Below are 21994 nucleotides of genomic sequence, written 5' to 3'. Positions count from 1 at the left end.
GTCGTCGCGGGCGTATTGTAAAGCCCGGATACCCAAACGCCTATGAAACTTGTCATCGACGCCAATATCCCCGCTGCCGAACGCTGCTTTGGCCATTTCGGTTCGCTCACCCGTGTACCTGGGCGGGAGATAAATGCCGCCCATCTACAGGATGCCGATGCGCTCATCGTGCGCTCGATCACCCAGGTGAACGACGCCTTGTTCACAGACAGCCCCGTGCGTTTTATTGGCACCTGCACCATCGGCACGGATCATATCGATCACGCCGCCCTTGCCCAGCGTGATATCGCCTTCGCCAGTGCGCCAGGTTGTAATGCCGAAGCGGTGGTCGACTATGTACTGAGTAGTTTGCTCACGCTGGCGGAGCGGGATGGCTGGCAACTGAGTGAGCGCACGGTAGGTATTGTGGGGGCGGGTAATGTTGGCAGTCGCTTGCAGGCACGACTAAACGCTATGGGCGTGACCACGTTTGCCTGTGACCCACCCAAGGCAGCTGTAGAGAGGGCAGAAGTGGAGTCCCAGCAGGCGTTTCACGCTTTAGACGTCCTGATCGAGCGCTGTGACGTACTCTGTCTGCATACACCGCTGACCCGCGAAGGCCCGCACGCGACTTATCAGCTACTCAATGCCCAGCGCATCGGAGAGCTGGCGCCGGGCAGCGTGTTACTGAATGCCGGACGGGGCGACTGCGTGGATGGCCTGGCGCTGCGCAATCGCCTGGCGAGTAAAGGTGATATCAGTGCCATATTGGATGTGTGGGAAGAGGAGCCCGATATCGACGTAGGCCTGCGCGATCTTGTCTCGTTGGCAACGCCGCATATTGCCGGGCATAGCCTGGACGGCAAGCTGCGCGGTACCTGGATGATTCAGCAGGCGCTGGCCCGCCACTGCGACCAGTCCAGCGAGCTAACCTTTGCCGATATTTGCCCACCGCCCGCGTTAGCGTCGCTACATTTGCAGCACGCGCTGTCCCCGGAAGACGCCCTGCGGCTCTGCATGAGAGCGGTGTATGACGTACGCCGCGACCACGATGCGCTACAGCGCCAAACACTGCATCACGGCATGCGCAAAGGCTTTGACGACTGCCGCGCCAACTACCCGCTGCGGCGTGAATTTGCCACGCTTAATGTGCATCTGTCTGGGGAAGCGGTAGAGCTGGAGGGTATATTGCGTGGGGCAGGGTTTAATGTGAAGGGAGGTAATCAGTGATCCATTGCGGCTTCGTCTCCATTCCAGAGCAGCGTGTGCTGAGCAGCGTTAGGATTGGTCGTAATGGCCTCCAATGGCGAAGATGTAAATAGACTTGTCGTCGAACCGATATATCAAGCGGTCTTTCTGCGATATGCGCCTTGACCATAAGCCTGTCAGGTTATGTTTAAGGGGCTCAGGTTTACCGATGCCAACTGAGGGATCTTCTGATCGGAGCATCTCTTTCAGCAGTCTGCAAAGCGCTTTGTGCAGCTTCTTATCCGTCTCGCGCATCTTTTCATACGCTTCCCAAGTACGCCCTTCAAATACCAGTGATCTCATTCATCTGCTCATCAGTAGGGGTGTACCCTTGGCCTTGGTTGTGAGTATTGAGGGAAGCGGCAATTTGTTGCATCAGATCCTGGCTCTGAAGAACATGTAGCGTTTCTTGCTCTCTTTCCCAGTCTTCAGCACTTATCACCACAAATGCTTCCCCGGCCCTGCGAGTGACCTTGAGTGTCTCGTGTCGGCTAACGACTTCTTCAACAACGCTCTTTAGATTATCTCTAAACTTATTGACACTAATGGTGTCCATGACGCCACCTTTATGTACGGTATTTCCGTACGATTATAGAGTGTGTGCTCTCATAAAGCCAAGCACGGCAACGTTTTTCTGCGTTCCAGGTTCTTTCTACCAAGCAAGCCGCCCCGTGACAGAGGGGACGGCTTATGAGGTTGCACTTACTGCCGGTAAGCGGCTTCTTTCAGCGCGCGAATGCGCTCATCCAGTGGCGGGTGGCTGGCAAACATTTTCTCTACCAGCGAGCGCGTTTGGCCTTTGGTGATGGCCATGGCGCGCAGCGTATCCGGCATTTGGTCGGGCATTTCGGTTTCGGTTTTCAAACGTGCCAGGGCGCTGACCATGGCGTTGGTACCTGCCAAACGGGCGCCTGCTTCGTCGGCCCGGTATTCGCGGTAGCGCGAGAACCAGGCAACAATAGCCGAGGCCAAAAGTCCAAACACGATTTCAGCAACCATGACTACCGCGAAGTAGCCCATAAAGCCCAGACCGCCACCGCCTTCGCTGCGGCTGCGTAGGAAGTTATCGACCAAGTGCGCCACTACCCGGGCAAAGAACATCACGAAAGTGTTCACCACGCCTTGAATCAGCGCCAGGGTGACCATATCGCCGTTAGCGACGTGGCCAATCTCGTGGGCCAGCACCGCACGGACTTCTTCCGGGCGCATACGGTTGAGTAGGCCCGCCGAAACGGCCACCAGTGCATCATCCTTGTTCCAACCGGTGGCAAAAGCATTGGACTGCTGGGCCGGGAAGATACCCACCTCCGGCGTTTTGATACCCGCCTCCCGAGAGAGCTCGGCGACCGTGTCCAGCAACCACTGTTCTGTTGAGTTGGAGGGCGTCTCAATAATCACCGTGCCGGTGCTGCGCTTGGCCATCCATTTGGAAATGAACAGCGAGATAATCGAGCCCGCCATGCCGAAGATAAAGCAGAAAATCAGCAGGCTGGTGAAGTTGATGCCCTGGCCGCGCAGATAGCCCTCTACGCCCAGCAGGCGCAGAGTAATACTGGCGACCAACAAAACCGCTATATTGGTGCCTAAAAACAGCAGAATTCGCATCATGGTGCAGGTTCTCCCCTAAGGTTCATCGAAGCATTGCTAGATTAATGGCTTAGATACGTGCTGTTTATGGCAGTTTCAAGGCATGGCGGTGTCAATGAGCTGGTTTAATGCAAGCGCTACTGCCGATAGCGAGACAGGAAATTGGCAAAGCGGTCAAGTGCATCGCCAAGCTGGTCGGCCCAGGGCAGTGTCACAATGCGCACATGATCCGGCTCTGGCCAGTTAAAGGCCGTACCCTGTACCAGCAGTATTTTTTCCTGCAGCAGCAGATCCAGCACCATCTGCTGATCATCTTTGATATTGAACACTTTAGGGTCGAGGCGCGGAAACGCGTAGAGGGCGCCTTTGGGCTTCACGCAGGAAACCCCGGGGATCGCGTTCAGTTTCTCCACCGTGATATCGCGCTGGGCCAGCAGCCGCCCGCCGGGCAGGATCAGGTCATTGATCGACTGATACCCCCCCAGTGCGGTTTGAATCGCGTGCTGGGCAGGCACGTTGGCGCACAGCCGCATAGAGGCCAGCATATTCAGCCCCTGGATATAGTCCTGAGCGTTTAGCTTGGCCAGCGTGCCGGAAATGATCATCCAGCCCGAGCGGAAGCCGGCGCAGCGGTAGCTTTTGGAGAGGCCGTTCATGGTAATCACTAACTGGTCATCGTCCGCCAATGCGCCGGTGGCAGTGTGCTCAACGCCGTCATATAGAATCTTGTCGTAGATCTCGTCAGAGAACACCACCAGATTGTGCTGCTTGGCGATTGCCAGCACCTCTTTCACCACGGCAGGCGGATACACCGCGCCGGTAGGGTTATTGGGGTTGATCAGCACAATGGCGCGGGTATGGCTGGTGATCTTGGCACGGATGTCCGCCATGTCGGGCGTCCAGTCTGCCTGCTCGTCGCACAGGTAATGCACCGCATGACCACCGGAAAGGTGGGCGGCCGCTGTCCATAGCGGGTAGTCCGGCGCGGGAATCAGTACTTCATCGCCGTCGTTGAGCAGCGCCTGCATGGCCATCACAATCAGCTCTGAGACGCCGTTGCCGATGAAGATGTCCTCAACACCAACGCCGGGTATCTGCTTGCGCTGGCACTCCTGCATAATCGCTTTGCGTGCGGAGTAGAGGCCTTTGGAGTCGCAGTAGCCCTGGGCCGTGGGCAGGTTACGCATCACATCCTGGAGAATCTCTTCCGGCGCCTCAAAGCCAAACGGCGCAGGGTTGCCAATGTTCAGCTTGAGAATGCGCTGGCCTTCCTCTTCCAGGCGCTTGGCATGGTCGAGTACCGGGCCGCGAATGTCGTAGCAGACATTGTGCAACTTATGAGATTTCTTAAGCGGTTGTGATTCGTGCGACTGCGGGGTATCCATGAGGTGTCTGTCCAAAAGTAGCGAGAGGCCCAAAGTATCCAAAAGGTAGGCGCCTACAAGCCGTCATCGGCTCAAAGGCTGCCAAACCATTATGCGTCGGAAAGGTCTTGATTGTCTTCGTTGTTTTGCACGGGGGGCGGCGGAATATCCGCCGGAGTTTCAAGGGTTAGTCGGCCCAGCTTGCCATCGCGCAGCTCGTGAAGCAGTACTTCCGCGCCGCGATGCAGATCCATCGCGCCGCCGGGGCGCAGGCCGCCACGACGCGCGGCAATATCTTTCAAAATGGCGTTGCCGTCGAAGCCAGCAATGGCGAGAAAATCGGGCTTTTTCGGGCCATCGGCATCAATGTCGTGGGGGATATCCGGCGCTGAGTAGGGCGGTAGCTCTTTGAGTTTATAGCGCGTACTCAGTGCGTCTGGGTAGCGTTTGGCTAGCTCCGCGCTGGTCACAATCGCTACATCGGTGTACTCAATGGCGGTATCGCGAATGGCGCCGGTGGCCGCAAGACGATAGGCGCTGGCTTGGTCTTCAATTTTGGGCCACAGCACCCCAGGGGTGTCGGTGAGTGCTACGCGCCCATCGATACGCACTTTTTGCTGGCGCTTGGTGACCGCAGGTTCATTGCCGGTCTTGGCAATTTTTCGCCCGGCCAGGCCGTTAATCAGCGTGGATTTACCGACATTGGGTATGCCCATCACCATTACGCGAACATCGCGGTCGGCGCGCACGGCTCCAGCAAGCTCATGGCATAGCTTGGGGATTCTTTTAAGCTCGCGAGTATTGGTGGTGGTGACCGCCAGGGCGCGCATATTTTCCTGAGCATCGAAATAAGCCACCCACTCGGCTGTCCGCTCGGGGTCGGCGAGATCGGCACGGGAGAGAATTTTCAACACCGGCTTATGGCGGGTCAGCTCGGCCAGCATTGGATTGGCGCTGGAGTAGGGCAGACGCGCGTCGAGCACCTCGATCACGACGTCAATTTCAGGCAGCACCTCCTTAATCTGGCGGCGGGCCTTGTTCATATGTCCTGGAAACCAGCCGAGCATGGATCTCTCCTACAAGCACAAAAAAAAGACAAGCACAAAAAAAGCGGGCTGCCATTATAGCAGCCCGCCGGACTTAACGCTGATTACTCGTCGGGGTGAAATTCCAGTGACACAGAGTTAATGCAGTAACGTAAGCCGGTGGTCTCCGGTGGCCCGTCGGGGAAGACGTGGCCCAGGTGAGCGTCGCAGTGGGAGCAGACCACTTCAGTGCGCTGCATGCCATGAGTGGTATCGGTATGCTCTTCCACACAGCGGCTACCCAGCGGCCGATCGAAGCTTGGCCAGCCGCAGCCAGCGTCAAACTTGTGCTCGTTCTCAAACAGCGGCGCGTGGCAGCAAATACAATGGTAAATACCCTGCGCATCGCGCACCTGGTAGTCACCGGTGAATGGGCGCTCGGTGCCCTTCTCACGCGCTACCCGGTACTGCTCCGGGGTTAGCTGCTGTTGCCACTCGTCAGGGGATTTTTCTATTTTCGCCATGGGGGTCTCCTCTCCCTCTGGTTTGCCACTCTTCAGAGGCTATATAAGCAGACTAGCTTAACACTCACTGGAGTGACAGCCAGCCGCTTTCTCAAGTTCAGCCAGCTGAAAAGGGCGAGGAGAAATATCACACGCTAGCTGCACCGCCGTTACTGCGCGGGTCGTGGGCGCTCTCTATTAACCCATCTGGATGGTGCACAATCCCGCCCGCATGGCCCATGGTGTCGCTGAACGACTCGGTCAGTACTTCAACATCGTGGCCCGCTGTTGCCAGGGCGGTGACCAAGGCGTCATCAAAACGGTTCTCAAGTTTTAGGTTAGTGCTGGTTTCTCCCCAGGTACGGCCCAGCAACCAGCGCGGTGCGGTAATCGCCTGCTGCAGCGGCATGCCGTGCAGGGCGTAGCGTGAAAATACCGCCGCCTGGGTTTGCGGTTGGCCTTCACCGCCCATGGTGCCGTAGACCATGGTGCGACCGTCGTTAAATTTGGCCAGCGCCGGGTTCAAAGTGTGGAAGGGTTTACGGCCAGGGGCCAAACCGCGTAGGTCATTGGAATTAAGCGAAAAACTGATGCCGCGGTTTTGCCACAGCACGCCGCTTTCCGACAACACCACGCCGCTGCCAAACTCCCAGTAGATGCTCTGAATAAAGCTCACCGAACGGCCTTCGCTGTCCACGGTGCCCATCCAGATCGTGTCGCCGGGGGCGGGTTCGTGAGGCCAGGGCAGGGCGCGCTGCGGGTCAATCTGTGCCGCCTCATGGCCGATGCTCTCTTCACTTAACAGCGTTTGCAATGACGTTGGCACCCGGTCTGGATCGGTGACGTTTTGGTCACGCAGGATAAAGGCGCGCTTGGTGGCTTCAATCAGCCCATGAAGGTGGTCAAAACCGTTCGGCTCGGCGGCCTTTAAACGCTCATAGATGCCTAAAATCATTAACGAGGCCATGCCTTGAGTCGGTGCGGGCAGGTTATACAGCGTGGCATCTTGTAGCGTTATTTCCAGCGGTGTGACTTGCTGGGCGCGGTAGGCGTGAAAGTCCGCCAACCGCAGCGGGCTGCCGACGGCCTCTAAATCCCGCGACATACTGGCGGCCAGCTCGCCGCGGTAGAAATCGTCTAACCCCGCTTCCGCCAGGCGCTTGAGGGTGACGGCCAAGCGCGGCTGACGTAGCCGCTCGCCTTCACGGGGCAACTGACCGTTAAGCAGCAGGGCATCACTAAAGCCTGGGCTTTGAGATAAACGCTCTACGTGTTTGGCGGTAAGTGCTTCCTGGCTTTGGGTGACTGAGATGCCCGCTTCGGCGTGGTGAATAGCGTCGGCCAAGAGGGTTGTTAAGGGGAGTGGCTTGCCCCAGCCTGACGCAACGTCGAGCGCTTCCTGCCAGCCGCCAATGGTGCCTGCCATGGTAAGGGCGGCTTTAGGGCCGCGCTCGGGGATCTGCGCTTCACCGGTGTAGAAATCCGCAGTGGCTAAGCCCGCCGCCGGGCCGCAGGCGTCAATAGCTATTGGCGCTTTACCCGGTTCATGAATTAACCAGAAGCCATCGCCACCCAGGGCGTTCATATGCGGATAAACCACTGCAATGGCAGCGGCAGCAGCGACCATGGCCTCTACCGCGTTACCGCCCTGTTTAAGCACATCCCGCCCGGCACTGGCGGCCAGGTGATGAGGGGCGACACAGCTGCCGCCGTAACTACGTTGAGTGTGAAGCATATCCAGAAACCTTTTTTAATTGTGATTACCAGCCAATGGCGTTCGGCAGCCATGTGGCAATACTGGGAAAGATAAACACCAGTGCCACGGCCAGAAACTGTAAACCGATAAACGGCAGAGCGCCTTTATAGATATCCAGCGTTGAGACCTCTTTAGGCGCCACACCTTTAAGGAAGAACAGCGACCAGCCAAAGGGAGGGGTGAGAAACGAGGTTTGTAGCACCAGCCCGACTAAAATACCCAGCCACACCATATCGACGCCCATCTGCACAAAGAACGGCAGAAACAGTGGTAGGGCAATATAGCTGATCTCGATCCACTCCAGAAAGAAGCCCAACACAAACATCAGCAGCAGCATAAACAGCAGCGCGCCTAGCTCACCGCCGGGCACCCAGTCGAACATGCGGGCCACCAAATGCTCGCCACCTAAACCGCGGAATGCCAAGCCAAATACCTGGGCGCTGATCAAGATAAAAAACACCATCGCTGAGATCACCAGCGTGGCCTTAGCAACCTCTTTGAGTAGTGCAAAGGTTAACCGGCCGGAGCAGGCGACAATCACCAATGCCCCTAGCGCGCCCATGGAGGCTGCTTCAGTAGGCGCCGCAATGCCGCCAATAATCGAGCCCAACACCGCAAACACCAAGCCCACCGGCGGGCCCACCACGGTGATGACTTTACGGATCAACTGGCGCCGCCCCATATCCGCACGCTCTTCAGCCGGAATAGGCGGCATCAGGTGGGGGTAGAGTTTGGCAATGATCAAAATGGCAATAATATACACCGCCGCCAGGGTCAGCCCTGGCACCATGGCCGCGGCGAACATTGTACCGACCGATTCACCCAGAATTTCCGCCAGCAAAATCAGCACCAAACTGGGCGGAATAATCTGCCCTAAGGTGCCGGACGCGCAGATCATGCCGGTAGCCAGGGTTTTAGGGTAGCCGCGGCGGAGTAGCGTGGGCAGGGTGAGCAGGCCCAGGGTGACGATCGTGGCGCCAACAATGCCCGTAGCGGCGCCCAATAGCACGCCAACTAAAATAATCGCCACGCCCATACCGCCAGGTAAGCCGCCAAACATGTGGCCGATCACATCAATCAGTTCTTCGGCCAGCTTCGACTTCTCCAGCATTACCCCCATAAACACAAACAGCGGTATAGCCATAAAGGTATAGTTAGTCACTACGCCATAGATACGCGATGGCAGCAGGTTAAACAGCATTGGGCCGAAGCCAATATAGCCAAAGAAAAAGGCCGTGGCCGCGATGCTGATACCCACCGGGATACCAATCAGCAGAAACACGAAGAAAGCCACGATCATGCCGATCGCTAGCCATTCATTGGGAGACATGCGTTATTCACCTCGTGTGGGCAGGTCGAACGCCTGACGCAGCGCGTGGGCCAGCCCTTGCAGCGCGAGAAGGACAAAACCAAACGGAATCAGCGATTTGAGCAGCCAGCGCAGCGGCAGGCCGCCGGGGTTGGGTGACGCCTCACCACGAGCGAACGACTGGGCGATCCAGGGCAACGTCAGCCAGGCGATATATAGCCCCATCACTAGCAGTAACAGCCCGCCGATGACCTCAATCACCCGCTGCAGGCCGGAGGGGAAGCGTTCGTAGAAAACATCCACGCGGACTTGCTCGCCCATCAGGAGCAGGTATGACATGCCAAACAGCGCGATAGGCGAGATCAAGTGCCACTGCAGCTCCTGCAGCCATACCGCGCCAACACTAAACGCATAGCGCATCAATACGTCGCTAGCGACTAATCCGACTAATACCACGCAAGTCCAGGCGGCGATCCAGCCAAACAGCCGAACCACCGCCTCAACGCCGTGGACAAAACATGCCACGGTGCGCATATCAGACTCCGATAATGTCGTTTAACCAGGCACGCTCGCTGGCACCTGCCCAGCGGTCGTGGTTGGCTTTAAACGCCATATAGCTATCGTGCACTTTGCGCACCAGCGGGTCAGCGTTGGCTTCGCTGGAAAGCGTGTCCATGGTTGCCTCACGCAGCGCATCAATGACGGGTTGCGGCAGCATGCTGGCAGTAACGCTTTCGTTCTCGATCAAATCGGTCATGGCTTCACCGTTAACCGCTTCGGACCAGGTCACACTCTCCAGACAGGCGGCCATGCAGGCACTCTTCACAATCATCTGTAGATCTGCTGGCAGGCTGTCCCAGTGGGTTTTCGAGATCAGTAGTTCGCCGGTGGTCGAGGGCTCATGCCAGCCGGTGGTGTGGTAGAACTTGGCCGCGTTGTGCAGCCCCATGCGGCGGTCTTGGAAGGGCCCCACAAACTCCGCCGCGTCGATCACGCCACGCTCCAGCGCGGGGAAGATTTCGCCACCGGGAAGTACGCGGGCATCCACGCCAAGCGAAGAGTAAACCTGACCGGCCAAGCCAGGAACGCGCATGCGCAGTCCGTTGAGCTGGCTAATATCCTCGATCGGTTCGCGGAACCAGCCGGTCATTTGCACGCCGGTATTATTCAGCGGGAAGGCCACCATGCCGTAGGGTTCATACACCTCGTGCCAAAGCTCCAAGCCGCCGCCGTGATAAAGCCACGCCATGTGGCCCATAAAGCTCATGCCAAACGGCACGGTAGTGAAGTATTGGGCGGCAAAAGTGGTGCCCGACCAAAAATAGCTGTTGGCAGCGTTCATTTCGATGGTGCCGCTTTGAACGGCTTCAAAACCTTCAAAGGCGGGAATGAGCTCACCGGATGAGAAATGCTGGATATTGAGCCGTCCGCCTGACATGGCGTTAATTTTGGCGATCACATCAGTAGGGCTGCCAGGGCCTTCCACATAAAACGGTGATCCAGGTGGATAAGCATTGGTCATACGCCAGTTAAAGCTCTCGGCGGACTGCGCACGGGCAATCGATGGGGCACCGAGTACTAGGCCTGCAGTGGAGGAGACCGCGGCTGTAGTGAGAAACTTACGGCGGGATAAGGACATAGCACACCTCGTTATTGGGGAATGTGTCAGCAAGGGAACACAATGAAGTAGCAAGGGGTGTGCCATGAAAATCGATTTTTTTATAAATAAAAGATTTTAAAGGGTTTTGTAGGTTGTAGCTTGCGCGGGTAAGTGCAAGAAAAATAACCGCTTGCACCGATATGGCGCCTAATGAGTGCTCAGAGCACTCCCAGTGTGCATGTTGGCATCGCGAGCTTTGATTTTGCCCCTTTCGGTTTTAGCAGCTTCGTATAGGGCTTTGTGTTTCGTATAGGGCTTCGTGTGTAGGTGATTGAAAGGGGAACAGTTAGCTTAGTGCTGGCAGAGAGCTTGACAGCTCAATAAGGTCTGAGTAACATACGCGCCACCTCGACGAGGCAATGAAACGTCCCATTCGTCTAGTGGTCTAGGACACCGCCCTTTCACGGCGGTAACAGGGGTTCGAACCCCCTATGGGACGCCACTTATTCTTTTTCTTTATAGAACTAGAGTAAGAGGTTGTCAGAGGTATCGGAATGCGGGAATAGCTCAGTGGTAGAGCATCGCCTTGCCAAGGCGAGGGTCGGGAGTTCGAATCTCCTTTCCCGCTCCAACACGTCCCATTCGTCTAGTGGTCTAGGACACCGCCCTTTCACGGCGGTAACAGGGGTTCGAACCCCCTATGGGACGCCACTTCCGATAGTCATAACGTTGTACAGCAAGCGTTCTATAAGCGGGAATAGCTCAGTGGTAGAGCATCGCCTTGCCAAGGCGAGGGTCGGGAGTTCGAATCTCCTTTCCCGCTCCAGATTTAGCAGTGCAATATAGGAACGGCAGGCGAGGGTCGGGAGCTGGAATGCCAGCCCAGTCGAATCTCCTCTCCCGCTCCAGTTTCGATATATAGTCCCATTCGTCTAGTGGCCTAGGACACCGCCCTTTCACGGCGGTAACAGGGGTTCGAACCCCCTATGGGACGCCATCTAGCATTACAAACAGTTGTGTTTGCGTTGCGGGAATAGCTCAGTGGTAGAGCATCGCCTTGCCAAGGCGAGGGTCGGGAGTTCGAATCTCCTTTCCCGCTCCATGTAAACACCTACCGCACCCCTCTTATCTTAGATTGCCCTTATCGCCTCTTTTGTGCGAGATTTTTCGTTCCTTTTGATATTCGATAGGTGCCATACACGTCGCCCAAGCTGCTGAACTTGGGCGACGTAGTGGTGCAGCTAAATGGCAAGCTTAATAGGCTGCTTGGCTATCCAGCGTGAAGTGGCTGACGACGTTGTTAAGCGACTGTGAGCGCTTGGTGAGGTCATGTGCGGAATCCGCTGTTTGCTGAACCATGGACGCATTGTCCTGCGTTGCTCGATCTAGTTGAGAAATCGCGATGTTAATTTGCTCAATGCCGCGGGTTTGTTCATGGGTCGCTGCAGTAATATCAGCAAACAGGTCGTTGACCCGCTGGATTTGCTGATCAATTTTCTGCATCCGCTCTTTGGCCGTACCTACCAGTCTAGCGCCATTACTAACCTGCGCGTTCGAGGTGTCGATCAGCGTTTTGATTTCCTGAGCGGCGCTTGCCGAGCGGTTAGCCAACTGACGCACTTCGCCTGCGACAACGGCAAAGCCACGCCCATGTTCACCTGCGCGGGCGGCTTCCACAGACGCATTCAGTGCCAAAATATTGGTTTGGAATGCAATGCCGTCAATTAAGGTGACAATCTCAGTGATTTTGGCTGCTTCTGCGTTAATTTCCTGCATGGAAGCTACCGCTTCACCAATCGCTTGTTGGCCCGCTTGAGATGTTTCGCCTGCATCGTGCACCAGCTCTTTGGCTTGCTCTACGCTATCAGCGTTTTGACGCACAGTTGCGGTCACTTCTTCCATGCTGGAAGACGTTTGCTGGAGCGCTGCAGCCTGTTGCTCTGTGCGTGAAGAAAGCTCCTGGTTGCCAGAGGCAATCTCAGCAACATTATGGTCAACCGCGCTGCTGGTGGCCTGAATCTCCTGCATGGTATCGCGCAGCTTATCGCGCATTACTTGAATATCGTGCAGCAAGCTGCTGGTGTCATTCTGGTTGAGGGTGACGGGCGCGGATAAGTCGCCCTGAGCAATACGGCCGACGACGCCTGCGGCATAGCTAGGCTCGCCGCCTAAACGGCGCAAAATTAAAGACACCATGCTCCAGAATGCAATGGTGACTAATATGCCCGCCACAATGCCGACTATCACTGTTTCAAGCAGCTCGCTCAGAATAGCGCTGCTAACATCGCCCATAAAAACCCCACTGGCGATATAGACATCCCAGGGGGTGTAAGCTTCTGAGTAGGTGCGCACCAAGGGCATTGCATCGTTGCCCCGCGCAAAATTAGAGTAGTAATCAGTAATGCCACTGCCTGAGCTGCGCGTGTTATCCAATATGCTGCGAAAAATAAGCAGGCCTTCTGGGTCTCTAGCCTGGGATACATCTTCCCCGTATGGTCGACGGGGGTGGGCGAGCATTTTCAGGTCGCCACTAAACGCAAATAGATAGTTATCTTCTTCACCGAAACGCACATCGCGAATGGTGTCAAAAGCGAGGGTTTTAGCTTCATCCAGCGTGATATCGCCCTGCTGAGCCAGCATGTCAAAGTGTTCCATGGTCGAAACCGCGATATCCACGGCGGTGACCATGCGTTGCTCGCGTTCGGCATACAGCAAGGCACGACTTTGCCATGCATTAACGACAATCATGATGGCAAGGATCATCCAGAGTACAACAACCCCAAGAAGCCGCTGCCGACGTAAGGGTAGGGCGGCTAAGCTATTCTTAGCCTTAGGTGAAGCGACTGGTGGTAAACTGGTTAAGACCTTGGGGGGGTGAGTAACGGTGGCGCTCATTATGTGATGGCTCTCTTATGTGTTTTCTTGATTCCCTTGTATGCCAAGCGGTGGTTATACCGACTCCCTACATAGCACGGCGCTAATACTAAAGTATTAGTTGATGAGGTTCTGCCCCAAAAGCGTGGCGAAGTGTCAATAAATGTACATATGTGCTTGAATCGATAGCGCGCTATCTAATAGCAGGCTAAAAGCAGCAGTGGAGTGGCTTGAAAAAACATATGATTGCCCCGATATCCCCCCTTCTAACGCATTTTTTTGTGCTTCTCATTTTGCTGACAGGACATATTCATGGCCGAACCGGCATTGTCGATCCGTGGCCTCACCAAGGTGTATGGCAACGGTTTTCAGGCGCTTAAAGGTATTGATCTCGACGTCCAGCAGGGCGATTTTTTTGCGCTGTTGGGCCCCAATGGCGCCGGTAAATCCACCACCTTAGGGGTGGTTTGCTCGCTGGTACAAAAAACGGCGGGTAAGGTCTCTATATTTGGTATCGATGTAGATAAGGACTTCGCCAAAGCCAAGTACCAGTTAGGTGTAGTGCCTCAAGAGTTCAACTTCAATCAGTTTGAGAAAGTGCTCGATATCGTGCTGGCCCAGGCGGGCTATTACGGTATGACCAGCCGCGAGGCCTTGCCCCGCGCCAAGCAACTGCTCACTGATCTTGGCCTATGGGAAAAACGCAACGGCAGCGCGCGCATGCTCTCAGGTGGAATGAAGCGCCGTCTGATGATCGCTCGGGCGCTGATGCACCGACCCAAGCTGCTGATTCTGGATGAGCCCACTGCCGGGGTGGATATCGAGCTGCGGCGCAGCATGTGGGAGTACATGCGGCGGATTAATCAGGACGAAGGCACCACTATTATTCTCACCACCCACTACTTGGAAGAGGCGGAGAGTCTGTGCCGCAATGTGGCCATTATCAACAATGGCAATATTGTGCGTAATACCAGCGTGCGTGAGCTACTGGCTGAGCTTGATACCGAGACTTTCCTGATCGATTTGGCTGACCCTGTGATAGAAGTACCGCGTATTGAAGGCTTTGAACTTCATCAGATAGAACCTACCCAGCTTTCGCTGTTGGTACATCGTGGCCAGCGCTTGAACGATGTCTTCAATGCATTGAGTGAGCACGGGATCCAGGTGGTATCCATGCGTAATCGAGCCAATCGATTAGAGGAGATGTTTGTGTCGATGGTGGAAGGAAGCGGCCTAGGGGCAATTGACCAGCGTGTGGATGGCGCAGGCGTTAAAGACAGGGAGGCGCGCGTATGAATGCCACGCAGACGCTGATCGCCCTATGGACGCTGGTGCTGAAAGAGATCAAACGCTTTACCCGAATTTGGCCGCAAACGCTGCTGCCGCCCTCGATCACCATGGCGATGTACTTCATCATCTTCGGTAACCTTATTGGTTCGCGGATTGGCGATATGGACGGCTTCAGCTATATGGACTTTATTGTCCCTGGGCTGATCATGATGTCGGTGATTACCAACAGCTACTCTAATGTGGCGTCGAGCTTCTTTTCGAATAAATTCCAGCGTTCAATTGAAGAGATGATGGTGTCGCCCATGCCCAATTGGGTGATTCTAGCGGGCTTTATTTTAGGTGGCATGGCGCGTGGATTGGGTGTGGGGCTAATTGTAACCGTCGTCTCGCTGTTTTTTACCCGCTTAACCATGGAGCATCCGCTGCTCACGGTATTAGTCGTAGTACTTACGTCTGCGCTGTTCTCCATAGGCGGCTTTATTAATGCCTTGCTGGCTAACAAGTTCGACGATATTTCCATCGTGCCGACCTTTATCCTTACCCCATTGACCTATTTGGGCGGAGTGTTTTACTCGATCTCAATGTTGCCCGACTTCTGGCAGGGCGTTTCCATGCTCAATCCAATTTTGTACATGGTCAACGTTTTCCGTTACGGCTTCCTGGGCGTCTCGGATATTCCCGTGGTGTGGGCGCTTGCCGCGATTTTTGCCTTCATCATTGTGCTGTTTTTGGCAGCGCTGATGATGCTGGAGCGCGGTAAAGGCATTCGTAGTTAATCAATAACGGCATTAAGCAGAGAGCAGCAAGCAATGGCACATCGCCCCGACACCTTAGAACATGCGCCGTTAGGGCGCGATTCCGCTTATCCTGAGCAGTATGACGCGGGGCTGTTATATCCGATTCCCCGCGCAGCCAACCGTGCACCTCTGGGGATAGAAGAGGGCGCCTTGCCGTTTATAGGCGAAGACGAGTGGCACGCCTTCGAAGTCTCCTGGCTGAACAGTCGCGGTAAGCCCATTGTGGCGGTAGCACGCTTTCGTTTGCCAGCAGCCTCACCCTATCTGATTGAGTCTAAATCCTGGAAGCTCTACCTCAACAGCTTCAATCAAACCCGTTTCTATAGTCGTGAGGACGTGATGAAAACCCTCGCCCATGACTTAGCCACTGCAGCGGGTGCCGAGGTGAGCGTTGAGTTGTTTGATGTGGATTCCCCGGAGCTTTCAGCACGGCCCCTGCCGGGTGAATGCCTGGATGATTTAGATATCGCCGTAAGCGATTACACGCCTAGCAGCACTCATCTAACGGTAGGGGAGGAGATTGTCGAAGAGACACTCTACTCGCATCTGCTGAAATCTAATTGCCCCGTTACCGGCCAGCCAGACTGGGGCAGTGTGCTGGTGCGTTATAAAGGACCTAAAGTCGATCGCGAAGGCCTGCTGCGTTACCTCATTGGGTTCCGTCAGCACCAGGATTTTCACGAGCACTGCGTTGAACATATCTTTGCCGATCTAATGGCCCAGACAAAGCCCACGCAACTGCTAGTGCTGGCGCGCTACGTTCGTCGTGGTGGCTTGGATATCAGCCCCTGGCGGGCAACGCCCGGGCTAACGCCGCCCACGCCGCTGCGTCTAGCAAGGCAGTAAACGGCAGTGTTATAAATGATGGTGCTAGAGTAGCCCTTCACGATTGGATTTGGAGTCATTAATGGACGCACTTACGCTGCTTCACGAACGTAGCTCAATGGGCAAGTTGACGGAACCAGCGCCCAGCGCCGAACAGCTCAGCGCTATCTACCAGGCCGCGCTACGTGCGCCCGACCATAAAGAGCTGCGCCCCTGGCGCTTTATCGAGTTCAGCGGGGAGGGGCGTGAGCGGCTAGGCGAGCTATTTGCTGAGGCGGAGTTCCAGGAAGACCCTAGCGCCGACGACGAAACGCTCAACTCCGCGCGTAAAAAGCCGCTGCGGGCGCCGATGATTATTGCCGTGATCGCCAAGGTCACGCCCGAAATCGACAAAGTGCCCAAGATGGAGCAGGTGATCTCTGCCGGATGCGCCGCTCACGGCATTCTGCTAGCGGCCCACGCCCTGGGGCTGGGGGCTATGTGGCGCAGTGGGAAGTACGCGTTTGACCCCGTGGTTCGCAAAGGGCTAAGCCTTGATGAAGATGACGAAGTCGTCGCGTTTATTTATCTGGGCACCTTAGGTGGACGCCACAAACCCGTGCCGCAGCATAATGTTGCTGACTTTGTGGAGCGTTGGGGGTAGCTTGAGGAAGACGCCATGAGTTTACCCCGCCAGCCTGGCATCCCCCACCCACGTCTGCCGCTGCCTGAGGGGCAGCCAGAAGACTTGGCAGCTTTTCAGCAGTGGTTGAGTGATGCCATACCCTTGGTGAACGCCCTGGGCATTAGCGAGGTAACGCGCCGAGGCGATGCACTTACCTGGCAGTTGGCGTTAGCGCCCAACCTTAACGATAAAGGCACTGGCTTTGGTGGCGCATTAACGGCACAAACCACGCTGCAAGGCTGGTGCTGGGTTACGCTATGGTTGCGTGAACGAGGCATCGACCGAGATGTCGTCGTTGCCGAGTCCAGCCAGCGCTTTCTTGCGCCGGTAACAAGTGACTACCGTCTGGTATGCACGCCAGCGGTACCAGAAGCTCCCGCCCAGCTTGCCAGCAAGCTCGCTGAGCGCGGTAAAGGCCGTATAGCGCTAACCCAGCAGCTCTATTGTGGCGAGTCGCTCTGCCTGGAAGCTAACGGCAGCTACGCTGTGTTGCCATCTCGCTAATCGAATGGGCCATCAGCCTGAAAAGGCTTGCTATTTCGAGGCTTAGCCAATAGTATATGCGCCGTTCTGTCGCGAAAGGTTCAGCCTTTCAACAGCGCCAAAACGCGGAGGGGTGTCCGAGTGGTCGAAGGAGCACGCCTGGAAAGTGTGTAAGCCGCAAGGCTTCGAGGGTTCGAATCCCTCCCCCTCCGCCACAGAATTTTAAAGGCCGTCAAGCACTTAGCTCGACGGCCTTTTTTATTGTGCGCAAGGCATGTCGCGTAAGGCCTTGACAGTGTCAGCTAGTTGGCCACCCACATAGTAATGGTCAACGCTGAGTGTCCGGTTAGTCCTACTCTAGTCCGCGCAGAGTTCGATGTATGACATAAGGAAGCACACTAGCGGAATGCTCAGGTGTTGTACTCAGTTTCTGTGGTCAAGGGCAATAAAGCCGAGGGTGCATTCCATGCATACCCCTTTTTTCAGCTTACCTATTTATTTGTGTTGGTGGCCCTTGGACTCTTTAGCTAAACTTATAAAGGCAGGTAAGGATAAAGCTAGCTTGCGAATAATTAGTCACTTTTAAGATGTAGGTAAAGTGAGTCAAACCCGCCAGCTTCTTGTAATTTTTGCCAGTCAGGTATGGTTATCTGTCTTCTGTTCGTGATGATTAAGCCATTGTTGCGAAGCGCTTGTAATACTCTATTGACATGAACTGGGGTCATCCCCGTTGCGTCGGCCAGTTCCGCTTGGCTAATGGGCATGTGAAAAGAATTATCCTCTACTAACCCTACTGCCTTCAGGCGCAGCAGGAGCTCACAGATAACATGAGCGATACGTGAATACCCTTCGCGTTGTCCGACATTTAAAAGCCACTCGCGGAAAATAGAAGCGTCCACTAATGTCTCGTGCCAGAAGGAGTTAATGAGGCGAGGGTGGTGCTCAAATAAAAGATGTAAATCATGGTGCTGTATGAAGCCGAGTTTACATGGGCTGAGTGAGGCAATATTAATATCGATGACTTGCAGGTGCAGGCTTTGCAGGTCTGGCATGTCGCCAGGTATGTGCAGTGCCATTATTTGTCGTTTACCCTCAAGGGTTAACTTATATACACATGAGAAACCCTCTAAGAGTAAGCAACATTGAGTAGGTTGATCGCCCATTTTAACGATGTCTTGATTAGACTTTACGTCTACAGTTTGTACCGGTAATTTCTGCAGTGCCAGCTTTTCCTCAGCAGTAAGAGTATAATTACTTTCTATCTTGCGAATCATTAGGTAGGTATGAGCTGAAAGAGCAGTAGGCATCTTTTACTCCTAATTTGGTAGGAATGAGATCTTTACCAATAGTTGTCACGATGAGTTGCTGATGTGGTTTATATGTCAAAGTCTAGTCTGACTTATAAGAAAGCGTATAGCCAAGAGTTTAATTGGTTGTAACTAATTGATAAGTTGTAAAGAGTATTTTGTTTGCTTGGATTAGAATATGGGCACGCTTTTCTGGATTGGGTTTTTTACAGTTTTTAAATGTAATCAAATGATAGTAGGTATTTGTCTGGTGTGAGTGTTTTGATATTAAATAGCTAACAGCTGGCCCTCGGCAGGCCAGCTTGGTTGATATTTTAACTTTTGTTAAAATATCTGCTGGGCGGGCAGGTATGGGTGAAGCGCTTCAATGCCCTACGTTAACCTATACGCGTATTAAAAAGGCAGCACGCCGCTGAAACCAATGCCCAGCACGGCAACGACAACAACAACGATAACGACGATAGTGGTAGTAGACATATTCTCTTCCTTTGAGTAGTGAGCGTTTTTGAGTAGTGAGCGTTGTTATAGCGTAGTAGCGAAAGCGCTATTTCGCACGTCGGCGAGAATGGTTGTGTCGCTTTTCCCTCACAGCAGGAACGACTCTCAGGCATGCCGAACGCTGTAATGGTTACGTTGCCTCTCCTAGTGCCTTCCCCAGCCCGCCAAAATAGTCGCTATACGCACGGTTAATCCTCTCCCGCTGCTCGCCCTGTGGGTAAAGCCCCATCTCGGCTTCAGGAGACGCCTTGGTGCCTTTGACCAGAAAGTGATTGGTGAGGGCTGCATCTTGCACAAAAGCTTCAAAAGCTCGGGCGCAGAGCTCTTCGGGCTTACTGTAGTAGAGCTGGCCGAGTTTTTTGTCCATCTGCGTCGAGCGCTGGAACAGCTCGCTAGGCTGGTCGCCTTTCGGCTGTAGCAGAATGGCCTTGAAACAGTGCATCAGTAACTGATTGAGTGGGTGCAAGATAGGCGATGCATCGGTTAGCCAGGCGGTGGAGGCGAACATGCCGCTGGGAATGTCGCGAAAACATTTCGTGGCGATATAGTGATCAAAAGCGTGAAACCACTCATGGGCGATGCTACCGGGGCCTGCGTTTTTGGCTAGTGAGAAGCTGCGCTGGCTGGGGTCATAGTGGGCAGAAACACCCGGGCGACCACCACACCCGTACTGCAGTGCTATTGAGCCACGTAATGAGATCAGTGTTTCAGACCCCTGTAGTATCAACATAAGATCACAGAGGGCATCGTGAAAAAGCTCAGCAGCTCGGTCACGCTCAGTGCTGGTGACCCAGCGGCCAATTTCGATGGAGCGAAAATCAAACTGGCGCCGTATCAAGGCAAAGCTACTCGTTTGCCCCTGGCGGTGGTCAGGCCCGTTGCGGTAAAAATCCCGCGCTTCAATGCTCACTGCTTGTTTCTCCTTGTATTCTGCCATCCAGGCCCCATAACTAGTCGTAACGCATTTTTATTGTCTCATTTTCCACCGCCAGGAGAGAGATATGAGCAAGCGCATTCTAGTGGTACTGACGTCGCACGATCAGCTGGGCGATACCGGCAATAAAACCGGTTTTTGGCTCGAAGAGCTGGCTGCCCCTTATTATGTCTTTAAAGACGCAGGTGCTGAAGTAACGTTGGCATCGCCCAAGGGTGGACAGCCACCGCTAGATCCCAAAAGTGATGCAGAGGATAGCCAAACCGATGAAACGCGACGTTTTAAGCAAGACGGCAGCGCTAATGCGGAGCTTGCAGCGACTCATCGCTTAAGCGACATAAGTGCCGATGACTTCGATGCAGTCTTTTACCCCGGCGGCCATGGCCCGCTGTGGGATCTCGTTGACGATGTGGACTCGATTCGCCTAATTGAAACCTTTATTGCCCAAGGCAAGCCGGTTGCCACGGTGTGTCACGCGCCGATTGTGTTGGTAAATGCCAAAGATAGCGCTGACGAGCCGCTGGTAAAAGGTCGCCAGGTAACGGGCTTTACCAACGGCGAAGAGGAAGCCGTTGGCTTGACCAATATCGTGCCGCACCTGGTTGAAGATGCCTTGCAAAAGCGTGGTGGGATTTATAGCAAAGCGGAAGATTTTACCCCTTATGTACGTGAAGATGGCCAGCTGATTACAGGGCAAAACCCACCATCCTCAGCGCTCACGGCTGAGACGCTGATGGCGTGGCTAGCTAAGTAACTAGGCGGTATTAATCATTATGTTGGATGGAAACGGCGAGGCACTCCTCGCCGTTTCTATTTTGTTAACTGATTAGGCTATTCTCTACCTCCCTTTACAAGGCGGTAGAAGGCGTAGAAAGCCAAAAAGATTTTTAAAAACAATTTATTTGCCATTACATATCACAGGTTAGATAACCCCTCTGTTATAAAGCGCACTGTGCACACACAGCGAAAGGAACTCGCGATAGGGAAGAACAAGCAAGGATTGCTTGTGTAGCACAAGGATGCACAAACGGGATGTTTGTGGTGCAAGATCAGGGATGACCTGATAAAACCCGGCCAAGGATTGGCCGGGTTTTTTTTGACATAAATGACGGTTTAATTAAACTCTTATAAAGCTTTTATTAACTTTTTTATGCTTGTAGTGCATGCTTGTGATGATTGAAAGTCCGTGTTACAAACAATTACTCCTTTCTACAATAGGATCGTCAGCAAGAAAGCGCTTCCTTCAACAAGCATAGTGATAATAAAGCGAGCTTAATTCATTCATGGGTGTTTCAACCGCTGTTTGGCAGTTCAAGCAGCGTATGGTGGCGCTGCTCTTGCCGGTGCCTTCCAAACGGAAGCGATTAAAAAACGGATTTTTGGGTGACTCTGAGTTACCGCAATGACGACAGATGACATCCAGTCCGTTAACTTTGTTGATAATTATAATGTCGCGCACGCTGACCTCCTACCATTAGGTTATTGATGGTTCAGGCGTGGTAACGTCCGTGTAGAGTAGTATCGTTGCCGATACTTATAAAAGTATAGCGCTGCTGGGCATACGCGCCATATGAAAATATGAAATAATGTGCTTTAAATGAGAGCATTTAACCTAAGTAAAAAAAGGTAAATTTTTTCGGTTTGATAACATAGGTTAGATAAATAACCTGTTTTAAGGTTCACTCTAGGTGCATACCATAAGGAAGTGGCAACAAGGAAGATCGAGCTAGGAAAGCTTACGCTCATGGAAGCACAAACAGGATGTTTGTGAAGACAGATCAAGGAAGGATTGATAAAGCCCCGGCCAGGGCAAGGCCGGGGCTTCTTTTTTATAGTGCGCCAGGCATGGCGCGCAGCGCCTTGACTGGCGCTGTTCCTGGGGGTGGTGCCTCAGGATGACTTGGGGGTGAAAGTCCCCTGCACGCCCGGCAAGGGGAAGTGCTAGCCGACG

Annotated in this window: 21 protein-coding genes and 7 tRNA genes; 14 read left to right on the top strand and 14 right to left on the bottom strand. The window is 54.2% G+C overall.

The genetic code is table 11. The features are described 5' to 3' along the window. The first annotated feature begins 42 nt into the window (after positions 1–42). Entirely contained in the window at positions 43–1209 is a 1167-nt protein-coding gene (gene pdxB / locus QT231_RS19515; protein WP_308338485.1) for a 4-phosphoerythronate dehydrogenase PdxB, read from the top strand. 48 nt (positions 1210–1257) lie between these two features. Here the strand turns inward: pdxB and QT231_RS19510 are convergent, their stop codons facing one another. From QT231_RS19510 to QT231_RS19465, 10 genes are all read right to left on the bottom strand, one after another. Then, on the bottom strand, positions 1258–1482 hold the full coding sequence (locus QT231_RS19510) for a Txe/YoeB family addiction module toxin (RefSeq protein WP_374694417.1): 225 nt from the start codon (positions 1480–1482) through the stop codon (positions 1258–1260). 28 nt (positions 1483–1510) lie between these two features. After that, entirely contained in the window at positions 1511–1783 is a 273-nt protein-coding gene (locus QT231_RS19505) for a type II toxin-antitoxin system Phd/YefM family antitoxin (protein ID WP_308338483.1), read from the bottom strand. Between the two features lie 146 nt (positions 1784–1929). Further along, entirely contained in the window at positions 1930–2835 is a 906-nt protein-coding gene (gene htpX, locus QT231_RS19500) for a protease HtpX (RefSeq protein ID WP_308338482.1), read from the bottom strand. A 116-nt stretch (positions 2836–2951) separates the two neighbouring features. Further along, entirely contained in the window at positions 2952–4199 is a 1248-nt protein-coding gene (locus QT231_RS19495) for a pyridoxal phosphate-dependent aminotransferase (RefSeq protein WP_064233946.1), read from the bottom strand. An 89-nt stretch (positions 4200–4288) separates the two neighbouring features. Then, entirely contained in the window at positions 4289–5245 is a 957-nt protein-coding gene (ylqF, locus tag QT231_RS19490) for a ribosome biogenesis GTPase YlqF (RefSeq protein WP_308338481.1), read from the bottom strand. A gap of 83 nt (positions 5246–5328) precedes the next feature. Next, positions 5329–5727: a peptide-methionine (R)-S-oxide reductase MsrB gene (gene msrB / locus QT231_RS19485; RefSeq protein WP_308338480.1), complete on the bottom strand. Its 399-nt coding sequence runs from the start codon at positions 5725–5727 to the stop codon at positions 5329–5331. 127 nt (positions 5728–5854) lie between these two features. Then, positions 5855–7441 (bottom strand): gamma-glutamyltransferase family protein, encoded by a 1587-nt coding sequence (locus QT231_RS19480; protein WP_308338479.1) that lies wholly within the window; start codon positions 7439–7441, stop codon positions 5855–5857. Positions 7442–7466: 25 nt separating this feature from the next. Continuing rightward, the gene (locus tag QT231_RS19475; RefSeq protein ID WP_308338478.1) at positions 7467–8792 is read right to left on the bottom strand and encodes a TRAP transporter large permease subunit; all 1326 of its coding nucleotides are present in this window, start codon (positions 8790–8792) and stop codon (positions 7467–7469) included. A gap of 3 nt (positions 8793–8795) precedes the next feature. Further along, complete coding sequence (locus QT231_RS19470; protein WP_308338477.1) at positions 8796–9305, bottom strand: TRAP transporter small permease subunit; 510 nt, start codon at positions 9303–9305, stop codon at positions 8796–8798. A 1-nt stretch (position 9306) separates the two neighbouring features. Further along, on the bottom strand, positions 9307–10410 hold the full coding sequence (locus tag QT231_RS19465; RefSeq protein WP_308338476.1) for a TRAP transporter substrate-binding protein DctP: 1104 nt from the start codon (positions 10408–10410) through the stop codon (positions 9307–9309). 387 nt (positions 10411–10797) lie between these two features. Between QT231_RS19465 and QT231_RS19460 the strand changes: the two genes are divergently transcribed. The 6 genes from QT231_RS19460 (at position 10798) to QT231_RS19435 (ending at position 11473) form a co-directional block, all read left to right on the top strand. Further along, positions 10798–10873 (top strand) — tRNA-Glu (locus tag QT231_RS19460). A 54-nt stretch (positions 10874–10927) separates the two neighbouring features. Continuing rightward, a tRNA-Gly gene (locus QT231_RS19455) sits at positions 10928–11002 on the top strand. A 4-nt stretch (positions 11003–11006) separates the two neighbouring features. After that, positions 11007–11082, top strand: a tRNA-Glu gene (locus QT231_RS19450). A gap of 40 nt (positions 11083–11122) precedes the next feature. Next, positions 11123–11197: transfer RNA gene (locus QT231_RS19445), tRNA-Gly, on the top strand. 95 nt (positions 11198–11292) lie between these two features. Beyond that, a tRNA-Glu gene (locus tag QT231_RS19440) sits at positions 11293–11368 on the top strand. Positions 11369–11398: 30 nt separating this feature from the next. Continuing rightward, positions 11399–11473, top strand: a tRNA-Gly gene (locus QT231_RS19435). A 152-nt stretch (positions 11474–11625) separates the two neighbouring features. On the opposite strand, the gene QT231_RS19430 is transcribed toward QT231_RS19435, so the two are convergent. Beyond that, positions 11626–13266, bottom strand: a complete 1641-nt coding sequence (locus QT231_RS19430) for a methyl-accepting chemotaxis protein (RefSeq protein ID WP_308338475.1) — start codon at positions 13264–13266, stop codon at positions 11626–11628. Positions 13267–13557: 291 nt separating this feature from the next. Between QT231_RS19430 and QT231_RS19425 the strand changes: the two genes are divergently transcribed. From QT231_RS19425 to QT231_RS19400, 6 genes are all read left to right on the top strand, one after another. Continuing rightward, positions 13558–14541: an ABC transporter ATP-binding protein gene (locus tag QT231_RS19425; RefSeq protein ID WP_308338474.1), complete on the top strand. Its 984-nt coding sequence runs from the start codon at positions 13558–13560 to the stop codon at positions 14539–14541. Then, positions 14538–15311, top strand: a complete 774-nt coding sequence (locus tag QT231_RS19420) for an ABC transporter permease (RefSeq protein WP_308338473.1) — start codon at positions 14538–14540, stop codon at positions 15309–15311. The genes QT231_RS19425 and QT231_RS19420 overlap by 4 nt, the downstream gene beginning before the upstream one ends. Positions 15312–15344: 33 nt before the next feature. Further along, positions 15345–16178: an NADPH-dependent 7-cyano-7-deazaguanine reductase QueF gene (gene queF / locus QT231_RS19415; protein WP_308338472.1), complete on the top strand. Its 834-nt coding sequence runs from the start codon at positions 15345–15347 to the stop codon at positions 16176–16178. Between the two features lie 61 nt (positions 16179–16239). Next, positions 16240–16800, top strand: coding sequence for a nitroreductase family protein (locus QT231_RS19410; protein WP_308338471.1), 561 nt, complete (start codon positions 16240–16242; stop codon positions 16798–16800). A gap of 15 nt (positions 16801–16815) precedes the next feature. After that, positions 16816–17325, top strand: a complete 510-nt coding sequence (locus tag QT231_RS19405; protein ID WP_308338470.1) for a YiiD C-terminal domain-containing protein — start codon at positions 16816–16818, stop codon at positions 17323–17325. A 106-nt stretch (positions 17326–17431) separates the two neighbouring features. After that, a tRNA-Ser gene (locus QT231_RS19400) sits at positions 17432–17519 on the top strand. 357 nt (positions 17520–17876) lie between these two features. On the opposite strand, the gene QT231_RS19395 is transcribed toward QT231_RS19400, so the two are convergent. Next, positions 17877–18611, bottom strand: coding sequence for a Crp/Fnr family transcriptional regulator (locus QT231_RS19395; protein ID WP_308338469.1), 735 nt, complete (start codon positions 18609–18611; stop codon positions 17877–17879). Positions 18612–19239: 628 nt separating this feature from the next. Beyond that, positions 19240–20019, bottom strand: coding sequence for a CLCA_X family protein (locus QT231_RS19390; protein ID WP_308338468.1), 780 nt, complete (start codon positions 20017–20019; stop codon positions 19240–19242). Between the two features lie 91 nt (positions 20020–20110). On the opposite strand from QT231_RS19390, the gene QT231_RS19385 reads away from it, so the two are divergent. Continuing rightward, positions 20111–20797, top strand: coding sequence for a type 1 glutamine amidotransferase domain-containing protein (locus QT231_RS19385; RefSeq protein WP_308338467.1), 687 nt, complete (start codon positions 20111–20113; stop codon positions 20795–20797). Between the two features lie 972 nt (positions 20798–21769). Here QT231_RS19385 and QT231_RS19380 read toward each other — a convergent pair. Next, on the bottom strand, positions 21770–21994 hold a 225-nt coding region (locus tag QT231_RS19380), incomplete at its 5' end, for a hypothetical protein (protein WP_308338466.1).

Origin of the sequence: Halomonas sp. SpR1 (assembly GCF_031010175.1) — a bacterium.
In the GTDB taxonomy this organism is placed as follows: Bacteria; Pseudomonadota; Gammaproteobacteria; order Pseudomonadales; family Halomonadaceae; genus Vreelandella.
This window is presented reverse-complemented; position numbering and strand designations above follow the sequence as displayed.